Here is a 19,707-nt window from a genome sequence, read left to right as displayed (position 1 = left end):
ATGCGCCGCGCACACCACGCCCCGCACTGGGCCGACATCGGCGAATCGACATCGGTGGCCGGCGTGCTGTTCCTGTGCTGGGTGCACCGCTGGTTCGGGCGCTGGCCGTTCCGCCTGTGCGTGTGGCCGGTGGTGGCCTGCCACTGGCTGGGCAACCGCGTCGGCCGTCAGGCCTCGATGCAGTATCTGCAGCGGTTGCAGGCGCATACCGGTGCGCTGGGCCATGCGCCGACCCGGCGCGACAGCCTGCGCCATTTCTTCAGCTTCGCCGACACGATGCTGGACAAGATCCTTGGCCTCGGCGGTCGCTATCCGCCCGAGCGTATCCGCCTGCAGCGCGACCTGGTGCTGGGCAAGATCGCGCGCCGCGAAGGCGGCTTGATCCTGACCGCGCACATCGGCTGCCTGGAACTGTGCCAGGTGCTGGCCGAACAGGTACCAGGGTTCCGCATCACCGTGCTGGTGCATACCGCGCACGCGCAGCGCTTCAACCGCCTGCTGCAGCGGCTGGATCCGCTGGCCGCGGTGGAGCTGGTGCAGGTGACCGAGATGGGCCCAGCTACGGCGATGATGCTGGCCGACAAAGTCGCCTCGGGTGGCTTCGTCGCCATCGTCGGTGACCGCGTGCCAGTGCAGGGCGGGCGCAGCGTGATGGCCGATTTCCTCGGCCACCGTGCGCCATTCCCGATTGGCGCCTATGTGCTGGCGTCCGCGCTGGCCTGCCCGGTCTACACCATGTCCTGCCTGCACGAGGGCGATGGCTATCGGGTGGCATTCGAACAATTCGCTGATCGCGTGGTGCTGCCGCGCGGTTCGCGCGACGCCGCACTGGCCGAACAGGCGCAGCGCTTCGCGCGCTGGCTGGAACTCCAGGTCATCCAGTCCCCGCTGGACTGGTTCAATTTCTTCCCCTTCTGGGATCAGGCTCCTCATGACGATTGACGCCGTACCCGTGTGCCGTTTCGGCGATGCACCGCTGACCATCGAAGACGTGGTCGCCCTGGCCCAGCGCAAGTGCGAGGCCGCGCTGAGCGATGTGCCGGCGTTCCGCGCCCATATCCAGCGTGGTGCCGACTTCCTCGACCGCCTGCTGCGCGAAGATGGCGTGATCTATGGCGTGACCACCGGCTACGGTGATTCGTGCACGGTGAACATTCCGCCGGCACTGGTCGCCGAATTGCCGCACCACCTGTACACCTACCACGGCTGCGGCCTGGGCCGTTACCTGGACCCGGCCGAGACCCGCGCCGTGCTGGCAGCGCGCCTGGCCTCGCTGGTGCGCGGCATGTCCGGCGTCAGCGTGCAGTTGCTGGAGGGCCTGGCCACGCTGCTGCAGCACGATGTGCTGCCGTTGATTCCCGCCGAAGGCTCGGTGGGTGCCAGTGGCGACCTGACCCCGCTGTCGTACGTGGCAGCGGTGCTGTGCGGCGAACGCGAGGTGCTGCACGACGGCCGCGTGCAGCCGGCTGCCGAGGTGCTGGCGAAGATCGGCATGACCCCGCTGAAGCTGCGGCCGAAGGAAGGCCTGGCGATCATGAACGGCACGGCGGTCATGACCGGGCTGGCCTGCCTGGCCTGGCAGCGCGCCGACTACCTGGCACGCATGGCCACGCGCCTGACGGCGTTCAACGTTCTGTCCAGCGACGGCAACGCGCACCACTTCGACGAGACCCTGTTCGCCGCCAAGCCGCATCCGGGGCAGTCGCGCATTGCCGCGCGCCTGCGCAGCGACCTGCACAGCGAGCGTCCGCCGCGCAACGAACAGCGGCTGCAGGACCGCTATTCGCTGCGCTGCGCGCCGCACGTGATCGGCGTGCTGGAGGACAGCCTGCCGTTCCTGCGCCAGCTGATCGAAACCGAGCTGAACAGCGCCAACGACAACCCGCTGATCGATGCCGACGGCGAGCGCATCCTGCACGGCGGGCACTTCTACGGCGGCCACATCGCGCTGGCGATGGACACGTTGAAGAACACCGTCGCCAACATCGCCGACCTGCTCGACCGGCAGCTGGCGCTGGTGGTCGATGCCCGCTACAACCATGGCCTGCCGGCCAACCTGTCGGCGGCTACCGGTCCACGCGCGGCGATCAACCATGGTCTGAAGGCCCTGCAGATCAGCGTTTCGGCGTGGACGGCCGAGGCACTGAAGCAGACCATGCCGGCCAGCGTGTTCTCGCGCTCCACCGAATGCCACAACCAGGACAAGGTCAGCATGGGCACCATCGCCGCGCGCGACTGCCTGCGTGTCATCGAGCTGACTGAACAGGTGGTAGCGGCCATGCTGATCGCCGCCCGCCAGGGCCTGGCACTGCGCGAACGGGTTGGCATGAACGCGCAGCTGCATGGCAGTCTGGCCGACATGTACGCCGACCTGGGGCAGCGCATCGCCCTGGTCGAAGAGGACCGCGCGCTGGATCGCGAACTGCGGGAACTGCTGGTGGAGATCCGTGCGCAACGCTGGGAGCTGTATGTCGGTGAATGAAGGCAACGAACTGGTCGGCGAAATCGAACTGGCCCCTGCGTTCCATGACTGCGACCCGATGAACGTGGTCTGGCATGGCAACTACTTCAAATACTTCGAGATCGCCCGTTGTGCGTTGCTGAAGCGCTACGACTACGACTATCCGCAGATGCTCGAATCGGGCTATCTGTGGCCGGTGGTCGATGCGCGGGTGAAATACGTGCGGCCGCTGCTGTTCAACCAAGCACTGCGCGTGCGCTCGCGCATCGTCGAGTGGGAGAACCGGCTGAAGATCGAATACGAGATCCTCGATGCGGAGAGCGGCATGGTGCTGACCCGCGCAATGACCATCCAGGTCGCGGTCGACGCGGCCAGCAAGGAAATGCTGTACCAGTGCCCGCCGGTGCTGTGGCAGCGTCTTGGAGTGCCTGCCCCGTGATCCGATCCCTTCGTCTTCCGCGCGTGCTGCTGTGCGCGCTGCTGCTGGTTGCTGCGCCGCTGGTGCAGGGCGCCGATCCCGCCGTCGATGCCATCACCCAGGCGGTGGCCCGGCCGGATGTGCTGCGCGGGCAGTTCACCCAGGAAAAGCAGGTCAGCGGCTTCAAGAACCCGCTGCGCTCGCAGGGCCAGTTCGTGGTCGCGCGCAAGCATGGCGTGATCTGGTCCACGCTCAAGCCGTTCCCGTCCGAAGTGGTGGTCACCGCTGACCGCATCCTCAGCCGCCAGCGCGATGGCAGCAGCCGCGTCGAACTGGACGCGCGCCAGCAGCCGGCGATGCGTTCGGTCAACGCGATCATGTTCGCGTTGATGAGCGGCGACGTGCAGGCGCTGTCCAGCCAGTTCAACGTCGAGGCCACGCGTGAAGGGCAGGGCTGGCGCCTGAAGCTGACGCCGAAGTCAGCGATGCTGGCCAAAGCATTCCAATCGCTGACCCTGCAAGGCGACCGTTACGTGCGCCAGGTCGAGATCGTTGAAGCCAATCAGGATCGCACCCGCATCCAGTTCACGGCGCTGAGCGAAGCGCCGGCCACGTTGAACGCCGACGAGGCGCGCCGCTTTGAGTGACAGCGCCGCACCGGATCGCCTGCGCCGCTGGTGGCACTGGCTGGGTCTCGCCTGGCTGCTGCTGTTGCTGGTGCTGGGCGCGCAGCAGTGGCGCCTGTGGAGCCAGGAATCGCGGATCGACACCGACATCCTCGCCCTGCTGCCGCAGGACGCGCACGACCGCCTGCTCAGCGACGTCACCCGGCGCATCGCCGATGGCAGCTCGCGGCAGGTGGTGGTGCTGCTCGGCAGCACCGACGGTGCCGCTGCCAAGCGCGCGCAGGCCGCATTCGCCGCGGCAATGGCCAGTGATGCCGACAGTGCGCTGCTGGTGCCCAGTGGTTCGATTGAAGGTTGGTTCGATGAGGCGCGTGCGTTCTACGCACCGTACCGCGACCGCCTGCTGACCCCGGCCCAGCGCGAGCAGCTGCAGCAGGCCGAACCGGGTGCGCTGGCCGAACAGGCACTTGGCGCGCTGTACGGCCCGATGGGGGCGCCGCGCCTGACCGAGTGGCGGCAGGATCCGTTGTCGCTGTGGCCGCAGTGGTGGCAGCAGCAGGCCCAGGGCTCCGGCCTGCGCCTGGGCGATGACGGTCTGCTGGAGGCAGAGGGCAAGCACTGGGCGGCATTGCAGTTCGATACACCGGGCTCGGCCTTCAGGCTCGATGGCGAGCGCCATCTGGATGGCCTGCTCGAGCGCGCCGGACAGGCGGCCAAGGCCGCCGCGCCGGATCTGGAGATCCTGCATGCCGGCGTGCCGTTGCATGCCGAAGCGGCCGCCGTGCAGGCCAACCAGGAGATCAACACCATCGGCTGGGGTTCGCTGGCGGCGGTGCTGCTGCTGGTGTGGCTGGCGTTCCGCTCGCTGCGGCCGATCCTGCTGGTCGCCGCCTCGCTGCTGATCGGCTGCGGTGTGGCGCTGGCGGTCACCGTGCTGGTGTTCGACAAGGTGCACGTGCTGACCCTGGTGTTCGGTGCGTCGCTGGTTGGTGTGGCCGAGGACTACGGCATCCACTGGTTCGCTTCGCGCCAGGCCGAGCCGGCCGACCGCCGCTGGAAGCTGCTTCGGCATCTGCTGCCGGGACTGTGGCTGGCGCTGCTGACCAGCGCGCTGGCGTACCTGGCGTTGGGCCTGGCGCCGTTCCCCGGCCTGCGGCAGATGGCGTTGTTCTCGGTGGTCGGTCTGGCCGCCGCGTTCCTCACGGTGATCTTCTGGTTCCCGTGGCTGGACGGTGGTGAGATCCGGACCACCCGCTTCGCGCAGTGGCTGGGCAATACGCTGGAGCGTTTCCCGCGCCTGCACGGGCGTCGCCGGGTAGCGATCTTCCTCGGCGTGGCCGCGCTGGTGTCTGCCGTCGGCATCGCCCGACTGCAGAGCAACGATGACCTGCGCAGCCTGCAGTCGTCGCCACCGGCATTGATGGCCCAGCAGATTCGTCTCAGCCAGCTGTTGGGCATGCCCAGCCCGGCGCAGTTCTACCTGGTGCAGGGCAGCGACGCCGCACAACTGCTGCAACGCGAAGAAGCGCTGACCACGCGCCTGCGTGATCTGACCAACGACAAGCGCATCGGCGGTTACCGCGCGATCAGCGACTGGCTGCCGTCGCCTGCGCGGCAGCAGGCCGATGCGGCGCTGACCGCCAAGGTGGAACCGGGCGTGCTGGCCGCGGTCGGCGAAGCGGTGGGCGAGCCCTTGCAGCGCCCTGCATTCGCAGCAGCGCCGCTGAGCGCAGAGGCCTTCCTCGCTTCGCCCGCATCGCAGCCGTTCCGCCACCTGTGGGTCGGCAACGTAGGCGGGCAGATGATCAGCGTGGTGATGGTCGATGACCTGTCGCGTGCCGATGCGCTGACGACGCTGCGTGGTGCCGCCGATGGTCTGGACGGCGTGCGCTGGGTCGACCGCACCGCTGATTTCTCGCAGCTGTTGGGCCACTACCGCAAGTTGATGGGCGGCCTGCTGCTGGTCGGGATCGTGCTGGTGTTCGGCGCGCTTTGGCTGCGTTATCGGCGCCAGGCCTGGCGCGTGTTCGCCCCTACCCTGGTCGCCGGTGCGCTCACTCTTGGATTGCTTGGCCTGTTCGGCCAGCCGCTGCAGCTGTTCAACGTGCTGGCGCTGATGCTGCTGCTGGGCATGGGCATCGACTACGGCATCTTCCTGATCGAGCACCGCGGCGATGCCAGTGCCTGGCTGGCGGTGTGCGTGGGCGCGGCCAGCACCTGGCTGTCGTTCGGCCTGCTGGGTCTTTCGCAGACACCGGCGCTGCGCGCGTTCGGGCTCACCCTGCTGTTCGGCATCGGCCTGGTCTGGCTGATCTCGCCGCTGTTCCGGCCGCCGCCGCATGACGCTCCGCCGGCCTGAGCGCACACGCTTCATTCCGATTCCTCCGCTTTTCCACCTGATCGAGCAACAAGGACGCACCGATGACTACTGCTGTGGATGCCGCTGACTCTTCCAGCCACGAAGACGTGGAACGTACCGAAATCCTGATCATCGGCGCCGGCCCAGCCGGTTCGGTGGCCGCGGCGATGCTGCGCCAGCAGGGGCGCCAGGTGCTGATGCTGGAGCGCCAGCACTTCCCGCGCTTTTCCATCGGCGAGAGCCTGCTGCCGCAGAGCATGGAATACATCGAAGCGGCAGGCCTGCTGCAGGATGTGGTCGAGGCGGGCTTCCAGTACAAGAACGGCGCAGCCTTCGTGCACGGAGAAGCCCGCACTGCGTTCGACTTCAGGAAGAAGTTCTCGCCGGGCTGGGGTACCACCTACCAGGTGCAGCGTGCCGACTTCGACAACGTGCTGGCGCGTGGCGCCGAGCGCATGGGCGCGACCCTGCGCTTCGGCGACGAAGTGCTGGCGGTCCAGCCGGGCGAACAGCCAGTGGTGAGCGTGCGCCGCCCGGATGGCAGTGAGTACCGCATCGAAGCCGATTTCATCCTCGACGCCTCCGGTTTCGCGCGCCTGTTGCCGCGCCTGCTGGACCTGGAATCGCCGTCCAACTTCCCGGTGCGTGGCGCAATCTTCTGCCACGTGCGTGACAACATTCCGGCCGAAGCGGACTTCGACCGCAACAAGATCCTGATCACCACCCATCCCGAGCACATCGACGTCTGGTACTGGACGATTCCGTTCTCCAACGGCTGCTGCTCGCTGGGCGTGGTGGCCGAGCCGTCGTTCTTCGAACGCTACGAAGGCGACGATCTGCAGAAGCTGCAGGCCATCGTCGGCGAGGACCCGAACCTGACCTCGCTGCTGGCCAATGCCGAATGGGCGGTGCTGCCGGTGCGCCGCATCACCGGTTATTCGGCCAACGTCAGCTCGCTGTGGGGCCCGGGCTATGCGCTGCTGGGCAACGCCGGCGAGTTCCTCGATCCGGTGTTCTCCTCCGGCGTCACCATCGCGTTCAAATCCGCGCAGCTGGCCAGCGAATGCCTGAAGCGCCGCTACGCGGGCGAGAGCGTCGACTGGGAAAGCGAATTCTCGATTCCGCTCCGTGCCGGCGTGAAAACCTTCCGCCGCTTCGTCGAAAGCTGGTACGAGGGCGGCTTCCAGAAGATCATCTACCACCCCGACCAGCAGCCGCAGGTGCGCGACATGATCAGCTCCATCCTGGCCGGCTACGCCTGGGACACCAACAATCCGTATGTGGCCGACGACAGTGGCCGCCGCATGCGCGTGCTGGAGGAATTGTGCAGCGCTTGATGTTCCGTATCACCACGGTCCTGCTGTGCCTGCTGCTGGCCGCCTGCGCCAGCCGCATGCCGCGACCGCTGGTCGAACTGCCGCCGTTGCGGCTGGCACCGTCCAGCCTGCCGGCGCCGTTGGCCCTGCAGCAGCAGCTGCACTTCCGCTTCGGCAGCCACGCGCGTGATCTGGACGCGCTGCTGGAGGCCGACGCGCAGCAGGTGCGGCTGGCCGTGCAGGCGATGGGCCAGACCGGCGTGCGCCTGCAGTGGGATGGTCAGCAGCTGACCCAGCAGCGCGCACCGTGGCTGCCGCCACAGGTGCGCGCCGAACGCGTGCTGGACGATCTGCAGTTTGCGCTGTGGCCGACGGACGCCATTGCCGCCGCGCTGCCGGCGGGTTGGCAGGTGAGTGACGATGGCCGCCAGCGCAGCCTGTCGCGCGACGGCACCGTGTGGCTGCAGCTGCAGCGCCTGGCCGATGGCAGCGTGCAGCTGGACAACCGCGCCGAGGGCTACACGCTGCGTATTGAATCGATCGACATGGCGGGCCAGTAATGAAAAGCGCGCCCATTTTCCTCAACGACCTCGGCGTGGTCTGTGCGCTGGGCGAGGGCCGCGCTGCGGTGGCGGCTGCGTTGTTTGACGACGCGCCCGGCGGGCTGAGCGACAACACCACCCTGCTGCCGGGTCGCACCCTGGCGCTGGGCGAAGTGCACAGCCCGTTACCGACGCTGGAAGCGCTGCCGGTGTCCCTGCGTGGCCGCAACAACGCGCTGCTGGACGTCGCCCTGGCGCAGATCGCGCCGGCCGTTGCCGATGCCATCAGCCGTCATGGTGCCGAACGCGTGGCGGTGGTGCTGGGTACCAGTACCTCGGGCATCGGTGAATCGGAGCAGGCACTGCGTACCCGCGCCGAGCACGGCCATTGGCCCGACGGGTTCGACTACGCACAGCAGGAAATGGGCACCGCCGCGCAGTTCGTGCGTGAGCGCAGCGGTGCGCTGGGCCCAGCCTGGACGCTGTCCACGGCCTGCTCGTCCAGCGCCAAGGCGTTGATGTCGGCCGCGCGCATGCTGCGTTCGGGCATCGTCGATGCGGTCATCGCCGGTGGCGCCGATTCCCTGTGCCGGTTCACCGTCGCTGGATTCAGCGCGCTCGAATCGGTCTCCGCCGTGCGCTGTAATCCGTTCTCGCAGCATCGCTGCGGGATCAACATCGGTGAGGGTGCCGCACTGTTCCTGCTGACCCGCGAGCCGGGTCCGGTCAGCCTGGCGGGATGGGGCGAGTCGGCCGACGCGCACCACATGTCCGCACCGGACCCGCAGGGCCTGGGCGCCATCGACGCCCTGCAGCAGGCGCTGCAGCGTGCCGGTTGGGCGCCTTCGGAAGTGGACTACGTGAACCTGCATGGCACTGCGACCGGCCACAACGACGCGATGGAAAGCCTGGCGGTGGCACAGGTGCTGGGCACCGATGTGCCGGCCAGCTCGACCAAGCCACTGACCGGGCACACGCTGGGCGCGTCCGGCGCGATCGAAGCCGCGCTGTGCTGGATCCTGTTGGCCGAGAACCCGCAGCAGCAGCTGCCGCCACACTGGTGGGACGGCGTGGCCGATCCCGCGCTGCCGGCATTGCCGCTGGTGGCTCCGGCAACGTTCCTGCAGCAGTCGCCGCGGCGTGTGCTGAGCAATTCGTTCGCCTTCGGTGGCAGCAATGCCGTGCTGGCACTGGAGCGCCGATGAACCTGCCGCTGTACGCCATTGAAGACGTGGTGCCGCACCGCCAGGACATGTGCCTGCTGGACCGCATCCTGCGCTGGGACCAGGACAGCATCGAGGCGGAACTGGTGGTGCCCGAAGCGGGCCTGTTCATCGAAGACGGCGGGGTCCCGGCCTGGGTCGGCATCGAATACATGGCCCAGGCGATCGCCGCCTGGGCCGGCTGCCGCGCACGCACGGCCGGCAACCCGCCGCAGCTGGGCTTTCTGCTCGGCAGCCGGCGCTATACCAGCAGCCGCAGCAGCTTCCCCAGCGGTACCCGCCTGCAGGTACAGGCGCGTTGCGAGCTGTTGGGCGACAATGGATTAGGGATGTTCGCCTGCCGCATCCTGGCAGGCGAAGAAGAATGGGCGATTGCCAACGTGTCGGTGTTCGAACCGGCCGACTCGATGGCCTATCTGGAGAGTGGACAGGCATGACAGGGAATCGAAGCGTGCTGGTGACCGGCGCGAGCCGGGGCATCGGCCGGGCCATTGCGCTGCGTATCGCGCGCGATGGCTTCGACGTGGTGGTGCATTGCCGCAGCCGTGTGGAAGAAGCACAGGCGGTGGCTGCAGAGATCAACGCACTGGGCCAGCAGGCCCGCGTGCTGGCCTTCGACGTGGCCGACCGTGCTGCCGCACGTGCCGCGCTGGAGGCAGACGTGGAGGCACATGGCGCCTACTACGGCGTGGTATGCAATGCCGGCATCGCCCGCGATGGCGCCTTCCCGGCACTGTCCGAGGACGACTGGGACCAGGTGATCCATACCAACCTGGACGGCTTCTACAACGTGCTGCATCCGCTGATCATGCCGATGGTGCGGCGGCGCAAGCCGGGCCGCATCGTCACCCTGTCCTCGGTGTCCGGCGTGGCCGGCAACCGCGGGCAGGTCAACTACAGTGCGGCCAAGGCCGGCATCATCGGTGCCAGCAAGGCATTGGCGCTGGAACTGGCCAGCCGCCAGATCACCGTCAACTGCGTGGCCCCGGGCCTGATCGAGACCGACATGCTCAACGAAGAAGTGGTCGAACACGCCTTGAAGCTGATCCCGGCCGGCCGCGTAGGCCGTCCCGAGGAAGTGGCGGCGACCGTCGCGTTCCTGCTGTCCGAGCCGGCCGGTTACATCACCCGCCAGGTGATCTCGGTCAACGGAGGGATGATCTGATGGCCGCCGATCGTCGTGTAGTGGTTACCGGTGCCGCCGCCATCAGCCCGCTCGGCCACGACTGGCCGACCATCCAGGCCCATCTGCGCAGCTGCCGCAATGCAGTGCGTTCGATGCCGGAATGGGATGTCTATGCGGGCCTGAACACCAAGCTGGCCGCGCCGGCGCAGGACTATGAGCTGCCGCCGAACTACAACCGCAAGACCACCCGTTCGATGGGCAAGGTCGCGATCATGTCGGTGCGCGCCACCGAGGTTGCGCTGCGCGAGGCGGGCTTGTTCGAGCACCCGGTGCTGCGCAGTGGCCGTACCGGCGTGGCCTACGGCTCCTCGTCGGGCAGCCACGAGGCCACCGGTGAATTCGGCCGCATGCTGCACGAGTTCACCACCGACGGCATCAGCGCCACCACCTACCTGAAGATGATGAGCCACACCGCACCGGTCAACATCGGTGTGTTCTTCGGCTTGTCAGGGCGTGTCTACACCACCTCCAGCGCCTGCACGTCGGGCAGCCAGGGCGTGGGCGCCGGTTACGAGGCGATCCGCAGCGGCAAGCAGACGGTGATGGTGGCCGGCGGTGCCGAACAGCTCGACGCCACCGCAGCCGCAGTGTTCGACACCCTGTTCGCCACCAGCACGCGCAACGATGCGCCGCACAGCACCCCGCGTCCGTTCGATGCCGGCCGCGATGGCCTGGTGCTAGGCGAGGGTGCCTGTACCCTGATCCTGGAGGATCTGGAACACGCGCAGGCACGTGGCGCGACCATCCTCGCCGAGATCGTGGGCTACGGCACCAACAGCGACGGCCAGCACGTCACCCAGCCCAGCGCCGACACCATGGCCCAGGCCATGCGCCTGGCATTGGAAGACGCCGGACTGCAACCGGCGCAGATCGATTACGTGAACGCCCACGGCACTGCGACCGATCACGGCGACATCGCCGAGACCCAGGCCACCGCCCAGGTGTTCGGCAGCCGCGTGCCGATCAGCTCGTTGAAGAGCTACGTTGGCCACATGCTGGGTGGTTGCGGTGCGTTCGAAGCCTGGATGAGCATCGAGATGATGCGCGCCGGCTGGTTCGCGCCCACCCTGAACCTGGTCGAGGTGGACCCGCGTTGCGGCCAGCTCGATTTCATCACCGGGCAAGGCCGCGAGCTGCAGGCCGAGTACGTGATGAGCAACAACTTCGCCTTCGGTGGCATCAACACCTCGTTGGTGTTCCGCCGCTGGAGCGCGTGATCCCGCCGTACCCGCACCTCAACAAGGAGACGTTCCGATGCGCCGCACCCTGCTGATCGCCACTGCCACCGCGCTGCTGGCCCTGACTTCCACCGCTTCGGCGCGCGATACCCGCGTCGAACAGTCCCTGCGCGAGCTGATCAATTCGCAGGCTGCCAAAGATGCCGGCATCGACGGCAGCGTGCGCTTCTACCTGGCCGGCCAGCCGGTCAGCGTGCAGCAGCGCCTGGGCGAAGACGTGACCAACAAGAAGACCAACGCCGCCAACAAGAGCGACGTCGAGGCCTGCAACTGGGTTGCGCTGTCGGCGCTGCTGGCCCTGCAGGACGGTGCCAAGTCGCGCGGCGCCAATGCTGTGGTCGACATCGTCAGCTACTACAAGAAGAACGAGTTCAAGAGCGCGACCAACTACGAGTGCTGGGCTGGCACCTTCGTCGCTGGCGTGGCCTTGAAGGGCACCTACGCCAAGGTCAAGTAAGCCATCGCTGTCCCCGGCACGGGGTGCCGGGGCAACGTTCCACAGGGGGAACAGCATGAAAGTGATGACCGCCGCTGCCTTGGCAGCGGCTTTTGCGTGCGCGCCTGCATTGCAGGCCCAGGCTGCGGATGCACCCATCCGCGTCGCGGCCGACATTCCCTACCGCACCGACGTGGGCGGCGAACTGATCCGCACCGAGTGCCGGTTCGGCAGCTATCTCAGCGACAGCATCGCGCGCCATGCCGCCGGCAGGGTCGTGGCCGCGCCGCTGGATGGCAGCGAAAGTCGGCGCCTGGACATCGTGGTGACCAAGGCCCATGCCGCCGGTGGCGGCGCCATCTCCGGGCCGAAGTGGGGCCGCATTTATGGTGAGCTGAAGGAAGACGGCCGCGTGGTCGGCAATTTCAGCTTCAAGCGCACCACCAGCCGGCCCTTCACCTTCCGCGCCTGCACCACGCTGAAGCTGATCGCCGAAGCGCTGGGCGGCGACGTGGCGCGCTGGCTCGAACAGCCCACCCTGGATCCGCTGATGACCGAAGAAGTAGCGGCCAACTGAGGGTGCCCGCTGGCTGAACAGCGTCGCCACATTGCTGAACCTCAACGGGGAAACGCCGTCGATCGCGCCGCCATCGTCGCGTGACGGCTTTCCCCGGTGTCGGCTTTCCGACACAATCACGGCTCTTCCCGGGTTATCGTCCCGTGGACATGCACGCCTACGTCTATAAAAGCCAACTCAAGCCGGACACCTACGTCTATCTCGCCCGACGCGATGACTTCAGCGCCTTGCCTGCGCCGCTGTCGGCGTCACTGGGTTCGCTCGTCTTCGTCCTGGAAGTGACCCTGGACGCGCAGCGCCGGCTGGCCCAGGCCGACCCGGCCAAGGTGCGCAGCGAACTGACCGAGCGCGGGTTCTATCTGCAGGTACCACCGTCGGTGAGCAGCATGATGCTGCGCCACTATGACTGAGCTTTCCCGATCCCGCGCCCTGTCGCTGGCCTTCACCCTCGGTGCCCTGCTGGCGCTGGGATCGGCGCTGGGTGGCCTGCCCGGCGCGGTGCTGGCGGCCCTGGCACAACCGGCGTTCGCGCTGGGGGTGTCGTGGTGGCGGCGCAGCCGCGCGCTGCTGCCGCCGAAGGTGATCACCCGCCAGGATCTGCCGGCACTGCTGGTACTGTGGACCGCCGCGCCGTCGCTGCTGGCCCTGCTGCTGGCCTGGCCACTGGCCGCGCTGCGCGACAGCGGCAGCCTGGCCGCGGTGCTGGGTCTGAGCGTGCTGGTCAGCGCCGGCCTGCTGGCGGCTTGGCGCACCTGGCCGCTGTGGAACGATGTCGAGCGTCTTGACGGGGGCCTGGCCCAGCATTGGCAGGCGTTGGCCGGTCGCGACCTCAGTGCCTGGCGTGGCCTTGGCGTGGCAGCACTGGTGATGGCCCTGGCCGCACTGGTGGTACTGCCGACCTGGCCGGAACTGCTGCCGGAAAGCGCGCGTTGGCCGTCGGCACTGGCGGTGCTGCTGCTGTCGCCGCTGCTGCACCTGCTGCTGCAGCGCATTGCACCGGCACCGCTGGTGTCGCTGCGCAGCGCGGTTGGCGCTGAGCTGCCGGTGGATCGCGAAGCGCTGTTCAGCGCGGTCGCCGACACCACCCCGCTGGAAGCGTTGGCGCCACAGGAGCTGACCCCCGCCCTGTACGAAGCCGCACGCCACGGCCGCATCGACCGTGCGCTGCAGTTGCTGCAGGCCGGCGCCGATCCGTATTCCCTGCCTGACCCTAACTGGCGCGACCAGCGCAGCCTGGCGGTGCTCGCCGCCGTCCTGCCGGACCTGCGCCTGCTGCGCGAGCTGATCGGCCGCGGCGTCGATGTGAACGCACCACACCGTGGCATGACCCCGCTGCTGGCCGCGACCCGCGACAGCTGGCATGGGCGTCCGGAGGCGGTGATGACCCTGCTGGCCAACGGTGCCGATTCGCGCGCCACCGACAGTGAAGGCAACACGCCCCTGCACCATGCCGCCCGCAGTTCCGACCCGGGCGTGGCCGCGTTGCTGCGTGATGCGGCGGCTGAAGTCGACGCGTTGAATCGTGATGGCTGGTCGCCGTTGGCGGTGGCCTGCCAGGTCGGGAACTGGCGCCTGGCGCGCTTCCTGCTGGAGCGCGGTGCGCGCAGCGAGCCGGCTGAGGGCACCCCGGTGCTGCTGGCCGCGGCCGCCACCGAAGACGATGATCCGGCCGGTGTGCAGCTGCTGCTCAAGCACAAGGCACGTGCCGACGCACGTGACCGCCAGCGCCGCAGCGCACTGCATGAAGCGGCACTGGCCGGCCACGTCGACATCATCGGCGTGCTGCTTGCCGCCGGTGCCAACCTGGAAGCGCGCGACGCGCTCGGTCGTACCCCGTGGCTGGAAGCTGCACGTGCCGGTCGCGCAGCCGTGGTCGAGCACCTGCTGCCGCACAAACCCGACCTGGTTGCGGTCGATACCGACGGCCGCAACGCGGTGTTGCTGGCAACGATGGCCGAGGACGTTTCGCCGCTGTTGATCAAGCGCCTGCTGGAACTGGGCATCGCCGCCGACGGCACCGATCCGGCCGGTCGGCGCGCGGTGGACTACGCCGCCGAAGCTGGTCGCTGGGCGATCGTCGCCCTGCTGGACCCGTCCTACCCGTTGCCTGCCGCCGTCAGCGATGGCCTGGGCGAGCGCGGTGAGACGGCCAGTGCCAGCGGCCTGCTGCCTGACCGCCCGCCGTTGACCCTGCTGCGCGAGGCGCTGGGGTTCGGCAATACCGATGGCATGGCCGCCCTGGCCAGGCTGTGCCAGCCGGAAGAGCTGGGGGGCCTGCTGCTTGATCCGGAGCTGGCGCTGGAGCCGCGCGCAGTCGACTGGCTGCTCGCCCATGGTGCCGATCCGTACGTGCGCGACGCCTGTGCCGATACGCCGATGTTCGCGCTGCTGTCGCGCGGTATCGATGCCGTGCCAGCCCTGCAGGTGATGCTGCAGCACGGCCTGTCGCCGGCCGGACGTGGTGGACTGGCGCGTTTCCTGGCCGCCTGTGCGCAGCACGATCAAGCGGCGCGTGGCCTGGAACAGCTGGCGCTGGAGCTGCTGGAACGTGGCGCCGATCCGTTTGCCGCTTCGCCGGCCGGTGATCCGCCGTTGTCACTGGCGGTACGCCTGGGTTGGCTGCGCCTGCAGCAGGCCCTGCTCACCACCGGCGTGGACCGTGAAGCACGCGACAGCCATGGCATGACCGCGCTGCATCTGGCCACCGCGCTGGCGCGCGAAAGCGCCCTGAAGCTGCTGGTGCAACATGGTGCCTCGCCGGAAGCGCGTGCTGCCGATGGGCAGACGCCGCTGGGCGTAGCGCTGTCGATCGGTCGTCGCGATCTGGCCGACTGGCTGGACTGGCGGGTCTGGCCGCTGCCGCGCAGAACCCTTCGCGAAGGCGACCTGCCGGCCGCTGCGATGGCCGGTGATGTCGATGCGGTGCGCCGTTTGAATGATCTGGGCTTTGCCATCGACGCCGTCGATGCGCAGGGCTGCACTGCGCTGCTGCGTGCTGCCGGCGGTGGCCATCTGGCCGTGGTCGACCTGCTGCTGGCGCGTGGCGCCGATCCGCAGCATGCCGCTGCCAGTGGCGCCACGCCGTTGTCGGCGGCGGTCAGCATGCGCCAGGTCGAGATCGTCTCGGCCCTGCTCGACGCCGGGGCGCAGCTCGAACACCGCCTGCCAGGCGGGGTGACCGTGCTGATGCTGGCCTCGGCGCTGGGCCTGCCGGACATCGTGGCGCGCCTGCTCACCGCCGGTGCCGACGTACATGCCGGCGATGCCCAGCAGCTCGCGCCGCTGCACTGCGCGGCACTGTATGGCTTCAGTGCGCGCGATCGCTCGCGCCTGCTGGCGCTGCTCGACACCCTGCTGCTGGCCGGTGCAGAGCCGGACCAGGCCGCCGCCGGTGCGGTCACGCCGTTGCTGCTGCTGATGGGCGCGCGCGCCGAACCGGGTACCGCCTGCGACGAGCAGGTGGTGATGGCCGCTGTCGAGCGCCTGCTGGATGAAGACGTGAGCCTGGATGTGCGCGATCCGCGTGGCTTCGGCCCGCTGCACCTGGCCGCCCTGCACGGCTTGCCGCTGCTGGTGCAGCGTCTGCTGCGCGCCGGTGCCGATCCGGAAGCGCGCGATGGCTTGAACCGCAGCCCGCGCGAGATCGCGGTGATGCGCGGCTTCATCGACGTCGCCGCCGAGTTCGAGCCGCGCGTGCCGGGCGTATCGTCGATGGCCAGGTTCCTGCGCGACAACGGCTGACCGGGACCCGGTAGATCCACGCCATGCGTGGATGCTTTTGGCTCCGGGCACGATCATCCACGCATGGCGTGGATCTACTTGTCGTCGCTTTCCGCGTCCGCCTCGAACAGGTGCATCAGGTCGTTGCGCGCATCACGCGAGGTCTGGATCACCGCCGCCTCGTCGTCGTAGACCAGGTACTGGTCACGCAGCAGCTTCTCGTCGTGTTCGCGGAACTGCTGCACATGGCGCTCGGCCACGCTCGGTGCCACGCCCAGCGCGGTCAGCACGCGCCCGCTCATTTCCAGGCTGGTACCAAACACTTCACGGAACGGTTCGGCCGACATGTCCATCAACCGCCACGCATGCTGGCGGTTGCGCGCACGTGCCAGCACCGTCGCGTCCGGGTACAGACGGCGCACCATGCGCACCGCGCGCAGGTTGGTTTCGGGGTCGTCCACGGTGATCACGAACACGTCGATATGCTCGCCACCGGCGGCGCGCAGCATCTCCGGCCGGGTCGGGTCGCCGTAGTACAGCTGGTTGCCGAAGCGGCGCAGGTCGGCCACGGTGTCCGGGTTCGCTTCCAGCGCCACGAACGGCACCTTCTGCGCAGTCAGCAGGCGCGCGATCACCTGACCGAAGCGGCCCATGCCGGCAATCAGCACCTTCGGGCGATTGTCCGGGGCCACCTTGTCGGCCTCCGCCGCCTGGCGTGGCGCGGCCTTCTCCTGGCCCAGCAGGCGCAGCAGGGCGATCATCAGCAACGGCGTGATCGCCATCGACAGGCCGACAATCGCCACCAGCCGGTCATGGTTGGCATTGCCCAGCAGGTGCGCACGCTGCGCTTCGTTGAACACCACGAAGGCGAATTCGCCGCCCAGCCACAACACGCTGCCCAGCAGCAGCGACTGCCGGGAGCTGAGCTTGGCGATGCGGCCGATGGCGTACAGCAGGCTGAACTTCACCACCAGCAGGATCGCCACGCCGGCAGCAATCATCCACGGTTCGGCGGCGATGCGGTCCAGGTCGATGCCCATGCCCACCGCGATGAAGAACAGCCCCAGCAGCAGACCCTTGAACGGTTCGATCTGCGATTCCAGCTCGTGCCGGAATTCCGAATCGGACAGCAGCACGCCGGCCAGGAACGCCCCCAGGCTGGGGCTCAGGCCGGCTTCCTGCATGAACCAGGCGGTACCCAGCACCACCAGCAACGCGGTGGCGGTGAACACTTCCGGGCTGCGGGTGCGCGCGATGATGCCGAACAGGCGGCGCAGCACCGGCCGCCCGCACAGGATCACCACGGCCAGCGCGCCCAGCGCGACGGCCGCATCTTCCCAGCGCAGCGTCTCGTTCTTGACCCCGCCCAGCAGCGGAATCGCGGCCAGCAGCGGAATGGCGATCAGGTCCTGGAACAGCAGGATGGCAAACCCCAGCCGGCCGTGGTCGCTGTTGATCGCCTTGTGCTCGGACAGCAGCTGCAGACCCACTGCGGTCGATGACAGCGCCAGCGCCACGCCCACCACCAGCGCGCTCTTCCACTGGAAGTGATCGAGCAGCAGCAGGCCGCCCAGCACCAGCCCGGACAGCGCCACCTGCGCCGCACCCGCACCGAACACCGAGCGCCGCATCACCTTCAGCCGGGCAGGGGACAGCTCCAGCCCGATCACGAACAGCAGCATGACCACGCCGATCTCGGCCGCGCCAAGGATGCGGTCGGCGTCCTGCACGAAGCCCAGGCCATCCGGGCCCAGCACCACGCCGGCCGCCAGATAGCCCAGCACCGCGCCGAAGCCGAACTTCTTGAACACCGGCACCGCGATCACCGCGGCCAGCAGCAGCACCAGTGCCAGTTCCAGACCACCGCTATGCATGGGAATACCTGGTCATTGTCAGGCCGGCTGTGCGTCCGTTCGGCGGGGGGAAGCGCGGCGGATGCCACCTCGCCATTATGCGCGCGCGGCTGTGTACGCACGAGAACGGCAGCCGGCCCGTTGCCCGGTCACCGCGGGCGGGTTGACCTGCACCGACCGCAGGTCCAGACTGCCCGCCGCTGCCGGCGTGTCCGTCAGTACACCCTTCCGGAGTCCCCAACCCATGTCCAGCGACAGTAGAAGTCGACCTCGGTCGACGCCAGCGATGGCCACCGCCTGACATCGGGACGGTTTGCCTGCGTTGGCGTTGCGCGATGTCGCACCCCATGAAGGCGAATCACCATGAACCAGAAGCAATTGCTGCGTCCGGTGGCCGATGCCGCAGCATTGTCGGCACCGCTGGCGAACTACAACACCGCCGACGCGGTGGAATTCCTCAACACGCTCGAACTGGAGCGCGCCGCCGAGACGCTGGCCGCGCTGTCGTTGCCGCGTGCAGTGAAGATGCTGGAGGCGCCGGAGCTGCACCGCAGTGGCGAACTGGTTGCCGCGCTGCCGCCGGCACGCGCCGCCGCGCTGCTGGGGTTGATGGCCGACGACCGTGCCACCGACATCGTCCACGAACTGGATGAAGAAGAACGTGCACGGCTGATTCCGCTGCTGGGCAACGAAGCCCGGCAGACCATCCAGAAGCTGCTGAGCTACCCGCCGAACACCGCCGGTGCGCTGATGACCACCGAGTTCGTCGCCGTACCCGCCACCTGGACCGTGGCCCAGACCCTGCAGCACATCCGCCAGGTCGAGCGCACCCGCGAGACCGTGTATGCGATCTATGTCCTCGACCCGGCCAACCAGCGGTTGCAGCAGGTGGTGACCATGCGACGGCTGATCACCGGCCTGCCGGAGGAATCGATCCTGGACGTGGCCCAGGTCAATCCGCCGGTGATGGTGGATGCGCAGATGGACCAGGAAGACGTGGCACGGCTGATCCGTCGCCACGACCTGCTGGCAATCCCGGTGGTGGACGCACAGCAGCACATGCTCGGCATCGTCACCGTCGATGACATCCTCGATGCACTGATTGAAGAGTCGACCGAGGACGCGCACAAGTTCGGCGGCATGGAAGCACTGGACAAGCCGTACATGCAGATCGGCTTCTTCGAGATGCTGCGCAAGCGCGCCGGCTGGTTGAGCGTGCTGTTCGTGGGCGAGATGCTGACCGCCAGCGCGATGCAGCACTATGAGGACGAACTGGCACGCGCCGTGGTGCTGACCCTGTTCATTCCGTTGATCATGAGTTCGGGCGGTAACTCAGGTTCGCAGGCCACCTCTCTGCTGATCCGCAGCCTGGCCCTGCGCGAGCTGCGCCTGCGTGATTGGTGGAAAGTCGCGCTGCGCGAAGTACCCACCGGCATGGTGCTCGGTGCCATCCTCGGTTGCCTGGCCATCGTCCGCATCGTGATCTGGCAGCTTGGTGGCTTCCATGACTACGGCGAGCACTGGATCCTGCTGGCGATCACCATCGGCGCCGCGCTGGTGGGCATCGTCACCTTCGGTTCGCTGTCCGGCTCGATGCTGCCCTTCATCCTCAAGCGGTTGGGTTTCGACCCGGCCAGCGCCTCGGCCCCGTTCGTGGCCACCCTGGTGGATGTGACCGGCCTGGTGATCTATTTCAGCATCGCCGCGATGATCCTGCACGGAACCCTGTTGTAACGGGGGCGTCATCCACGC

At 68.1% G+C, this 19,707-nt stretch carries 17 protein-coding genes; 16 read left to right on the top strand and 1 reads right to left on the bottom strand.

What is annotated here, in order from left to right; all coding sequences use genetic code 11:
- The 15 genes from HUT07_RS19690 (at position 1) to HUT07_RS19620 (ending at position 16,123) form a co-directional block, all read left to right on the top strand.
- Positions 1-942 carry an acyltransferase gene (locus HUT07_RS19690; RefSeq protein ID WP_176022337.1) on the top strand — a complete coding sequence of 314 codons (942 nt, stop codon included), beginning with the start codon at positions 1-3 and terminating at the stop codon, positions 940-942.
- Complete coding sequence (locus HUT07_RS19685) at positions 932-2,482, top strand: aromatic amino acid ammonia-lyase (protein ID WP_176022336.1); 1,551 nt, start codon at positions 932-934, stop codon at positions 2,480-2,482. Before HUT07_RS19690 ends, HUT07_RS19685 begins: the two co-directional genes overlap by 11 nt.
- Positions 2,469-2,900, top strand: a complete 432-nt coding sequence (locus HUT07_RS19680; protein WP_176022335.1) for an acyl-CoA thioesterase — start codon at positions 2,469-2,471, stop codon at positions 2,898-2,900. The genes HUT07_RS19685 and HUT07_RS19680 overlap by 14 nt, the downstream gene beginning before the upstream one ends.
- Positions 2,897-3,526, top strand: a complete 630-nt coding sequence (locus HUT07_RS19675; protein WP_176022334.1) for an outer membrane lipoprotein carrier protein LolA — start codon at positions 2,897-2,899, stop codon at positions 3,524-3,526. The genes HUT07_RS19680 and HUT07_RS19675 overlap by 4 nt, the downstream gene beginning before the upstream one ends.
- Entirely contained in the window at positions 3,519-5,864 is a 2,346-nt protein-coding gene (locus HUT07_RS19670; protein ID WP_176022333.1) for an MMPL family transporter, read from the top strand. The genes HUT07_RS19675 and HUT07_RS19670 overlap by 8 nt, the downstream gene beginning before the upstream one ends.
- A gap of 62 nt (positions 5,865-5,926) precedes the next feature.
- Positions 5,927-7,201: an NAD(P)/FAD-dependent oxidoreductase gene (locus HUT07_RS19665; RefSeq protein ID WP_176022332.1), complete on the top strand. Its 1,275-nt coding sequence runs from the start codon at positions 5,927-5,929 to the stop codon at positions 7,199-7,201.
- On the top strand, positions 7,189-7,740 hold the full coding sequence (locus HUT07_RS19660) for a DUF3261 domain-containing protein (protein ID WP_176022331.1): 552 nt from the start codon (positions 7,189-7,191) through the stop codon (positions 7,738-7,740). Before HUT07_RS19665 ends, HUT07_RS19660 begins: the two co-directional genes overlap by 13 nt.
- Entirely contained in the window at positions 7,740-8,927 is a 1,188-nt protein-coding gene (locus HUT07_RS19655) for a beta-ketoacyl-[acyl-carrier-protein] synthase family protein (RefSeq protein WP_176022330.1), read from the top strand. Before HUT07_RS19660 ends, HUT07_RS19655 begins: the two co-directional genes overlap by 1 nt.
- Positions 8,924-9,382, top strand: coding sequence for a hypothetical protein (locus HUT07_RS19650; protein ID WP_176022329.1), 459 nt, complete (start codon positions 8,924-8,926; stop codon positions 9,380-9,382). Before HUT07_RS19655 ends, HUT07_RS19650 begins: the two co-directional genes overlap by 4 nt.
- Positions 9,379-10,110, top strand: coding sequence for a 3-ketoacyl-ACP reductase FabG2 (locus HUT07_RS19645; RefSeq protein ID WP_176022328.1), 732 nt, complete (start codon positions 9,379-9,381; stop codon positions 10,108-10,110). Before HUT07_RS19650 ends, HUT07_RS19645 begins: the two co-directional genes overlap by 4 nt.
- Positions 10,110-11,348, top strand: coding sequence for a beta-ketoacyl-ACP synthase (locus tag HUT07_RS19640; protein ID WP_176022327.1), 1,239 nt, complete (start codon positions 10,110-10,112; stop codon positions 11,346-11,348). The genes HUT07_RS19645 and HUT07_RS19640 overlap by 1 nt, the downstream gene beginning before the upstream one ends.
- A gap of 37 nt (positions 11,349-11,385) precedes the next feature.
- Positions 11,386-11,826: an excinuclease ATPase subunit gene (locus HUT07_RS19635; protein WP_176022326.1), complete on the top strand. Its 441-nt coding sequence runs from the start codon at positions 11,386-11,388 to the stop codon at positions 11,824-11,826.
- A 55-nt stretch (positions 11,827-11,881) separates the two neighbouring features.
- Positions 11,882-12,382 carry a hypothetical protein gene (locus HUT07_RS19630; protein ID WP_176022325.1) on the top strand — a complete coding sequence of 167 codons (501 nt, stop codon included), beginning with the start codon at positions 11,882-11,884 and terminating at the stop codon, positions 12,380-12,382.
- A gap of 149 nt (positions 12,383-12,531) precedes the next feature.
- On the top strand, positions 12,532-12,792 hold the full coding sequence (locus HUT07_RS19625) for a YcgL domain-containing protein (protein WP_176022324.1): 261 nt from the start codon (positions 12,532-12,534) through the stop codon (positions 12,790-12,792).
- A complete protein-coding gene (locus tag HUT07_RS19620; protein ID WP_176022323.1) occupies positions 12,785-16,123 on the top strand; it encodes an ankyrin repeat domain-containing protein in 3,339 nt (1,112 codons plus the stop codon). Before HUT07_RS19625 ends, HUT07_RS19620 begins: the two co-directional genes overlap by 8 nt.
- Before the next feature lie 74 nt (positions 16,124-16,197).
- Here HUT07_RS19620 and HUT07_RS19615 read toward each other — a convergent pair whose 3' ends face one another.
- Entirely contained in the window at positions 16,198-17,976 is a 1,779-nt protein-coding gene (locus tag HUT07_RS19615; protein ID WP_176022322.1) for a monovalent cation:proton antiporter-2 (CPA2) family protein, read from the bottom strand.
- Positions 17,977-18,318: 342 nt separating this feature from the next.
- On the opposite strand from HUT07_RS19615, the gene mgtE reads away from it, so the two are divergent.
- A complete protein-coding gene (gene mgtE, locus HUT07_RS19610) occupies positions 18,319-19,689 on the top strand; it encodes a magnesium transporter (protein ID WP_176022321.1) in 1,371 nt (456 codons plus the stop codon).
- Positions 19,690-19,707 lie beyond the last annotated feature (18 nt).

The sequence above is a fragment of the Stenotrophomonas sp. NA06056 genome (assembly GCF_013364355.1).
Taxonomy (GTDB): domain Bacteria; phylum Pseudomonadota; class Gammaproteobacteria; order Xanthomonadales; family Xanthomonadaceae; genus Stenotrophomonas.
The sequence above is the reverse complement of the archived record's forward strand: the minus strand, read 5'-3'. Positions and strand labels throughout refer to the sequence as shown.

What these genes read in the sequence shown, in the direction of transcription:
- HUT07_RS19635 (WP_176022326.1), top strand. Translation starts at nt 11,386, where the DNA reads ATGCGCCGCACCCTGCTGATCGCCACTGCCACCGCGCTGCTGGCCCTG.
- HUT07_RS19630 (WP_176022325.1), top strand. Translation starts at nt 11,882, where the DNA reads ATGAAAGTGATGACCGCCGCTGCCTTGGCAGCGGCTTTTGCGTGCGCG.
- HUT07_RS19640 (WP_176022327.1), top strand. Translation starts at nt 10,110, where the DNA reads ATGGCCGCCGATCGTCGTGTAGTGGTTACCGGTGCCGCCGCCATCAGC.
- HUT07_RS19620 (WP_176022323.1), top strand. Translation starts at nt 12,785, where the DNA reads ATGACTGAGCTTTCCCGATCCCGCGCCCTGTCGCTGGCCTTCACCCTC.
- HUT07_RS19645 (WP_176022328.1), top strand. Translation starts at nt 9,379, where the DNA reads ATGACAGGGAATCGAAGCGTGCTGGTGACCGGCGCGAGCCGGGGCATC.
- mgtE (WP_176022321.1), top strand. Translation starts at nt 18,319, where the DNA reads ATGAACCAGAAGCAATTGCTGCGTCCGGTGGCCGATGCCGCAGCATTG.
- HUT07_RS19665 (WP_176022332.1), top strand. Translation starts at nt 5,927, where the DNA reads ATGACTACTGCTGTGGATGCCGCTGACTCTTCCAGCCACGAAGACGTG.
- HUT07_RS19650 (WP_176022329.1), top strand. Translation starts at nt 8,924, where the DNA reads ATGAACCTGCCGCTGTACGCCATTGAAGACGTGGTGCCGCACCGCCAG.
- HUT07_RS19690 (WP_176022337.1), top strand. Translation starts at nt 1, where the DNA reads ATGCGCCGCGCACACCACGCCCCGCACTGGGCCGACATCGGCGAATCG.
- HUT07_RS19655 (WP_176022330.1), top strand. Translation starts at nt 7,740, where the DNA reads ATGAAAAGCGCGCCCATTTTCCTCAACGACCTCGGCGTGGTCTGTGCG.
- HUT07_RS19680 (WP_176022335.1), top strand. Translation starts at nt 2,469, where the DNA reads ATGTCGGTGAATGAAGGCAACGAACTGGTCGGCGAAATCGAACTGGCC.
- HUT07_RS19685 (WP_176022336.1), top strand. Translation starts at nt 932, where the DNA reads ATGACGATTGACGCCGTACCCGTGTGCCGTTTCGGCGATGCACCGCTG.
- HUT07_RS19625 (WP_176022324.1), top strand. Translation starts at nt 12,532, where the DNA reads ATGCACGCCTACGTCTATAAAAGCCAACTCAAGCCGGACACCTACGTC.
- HUT07_RS19615 (WP_176022322.1), bottom strand. Translation starts at nt 17,976, where the DNA reads ATGCATAGCGGTGGTCTGGAACTGGCACTGGTGCTGCTGCTGGCCGCG.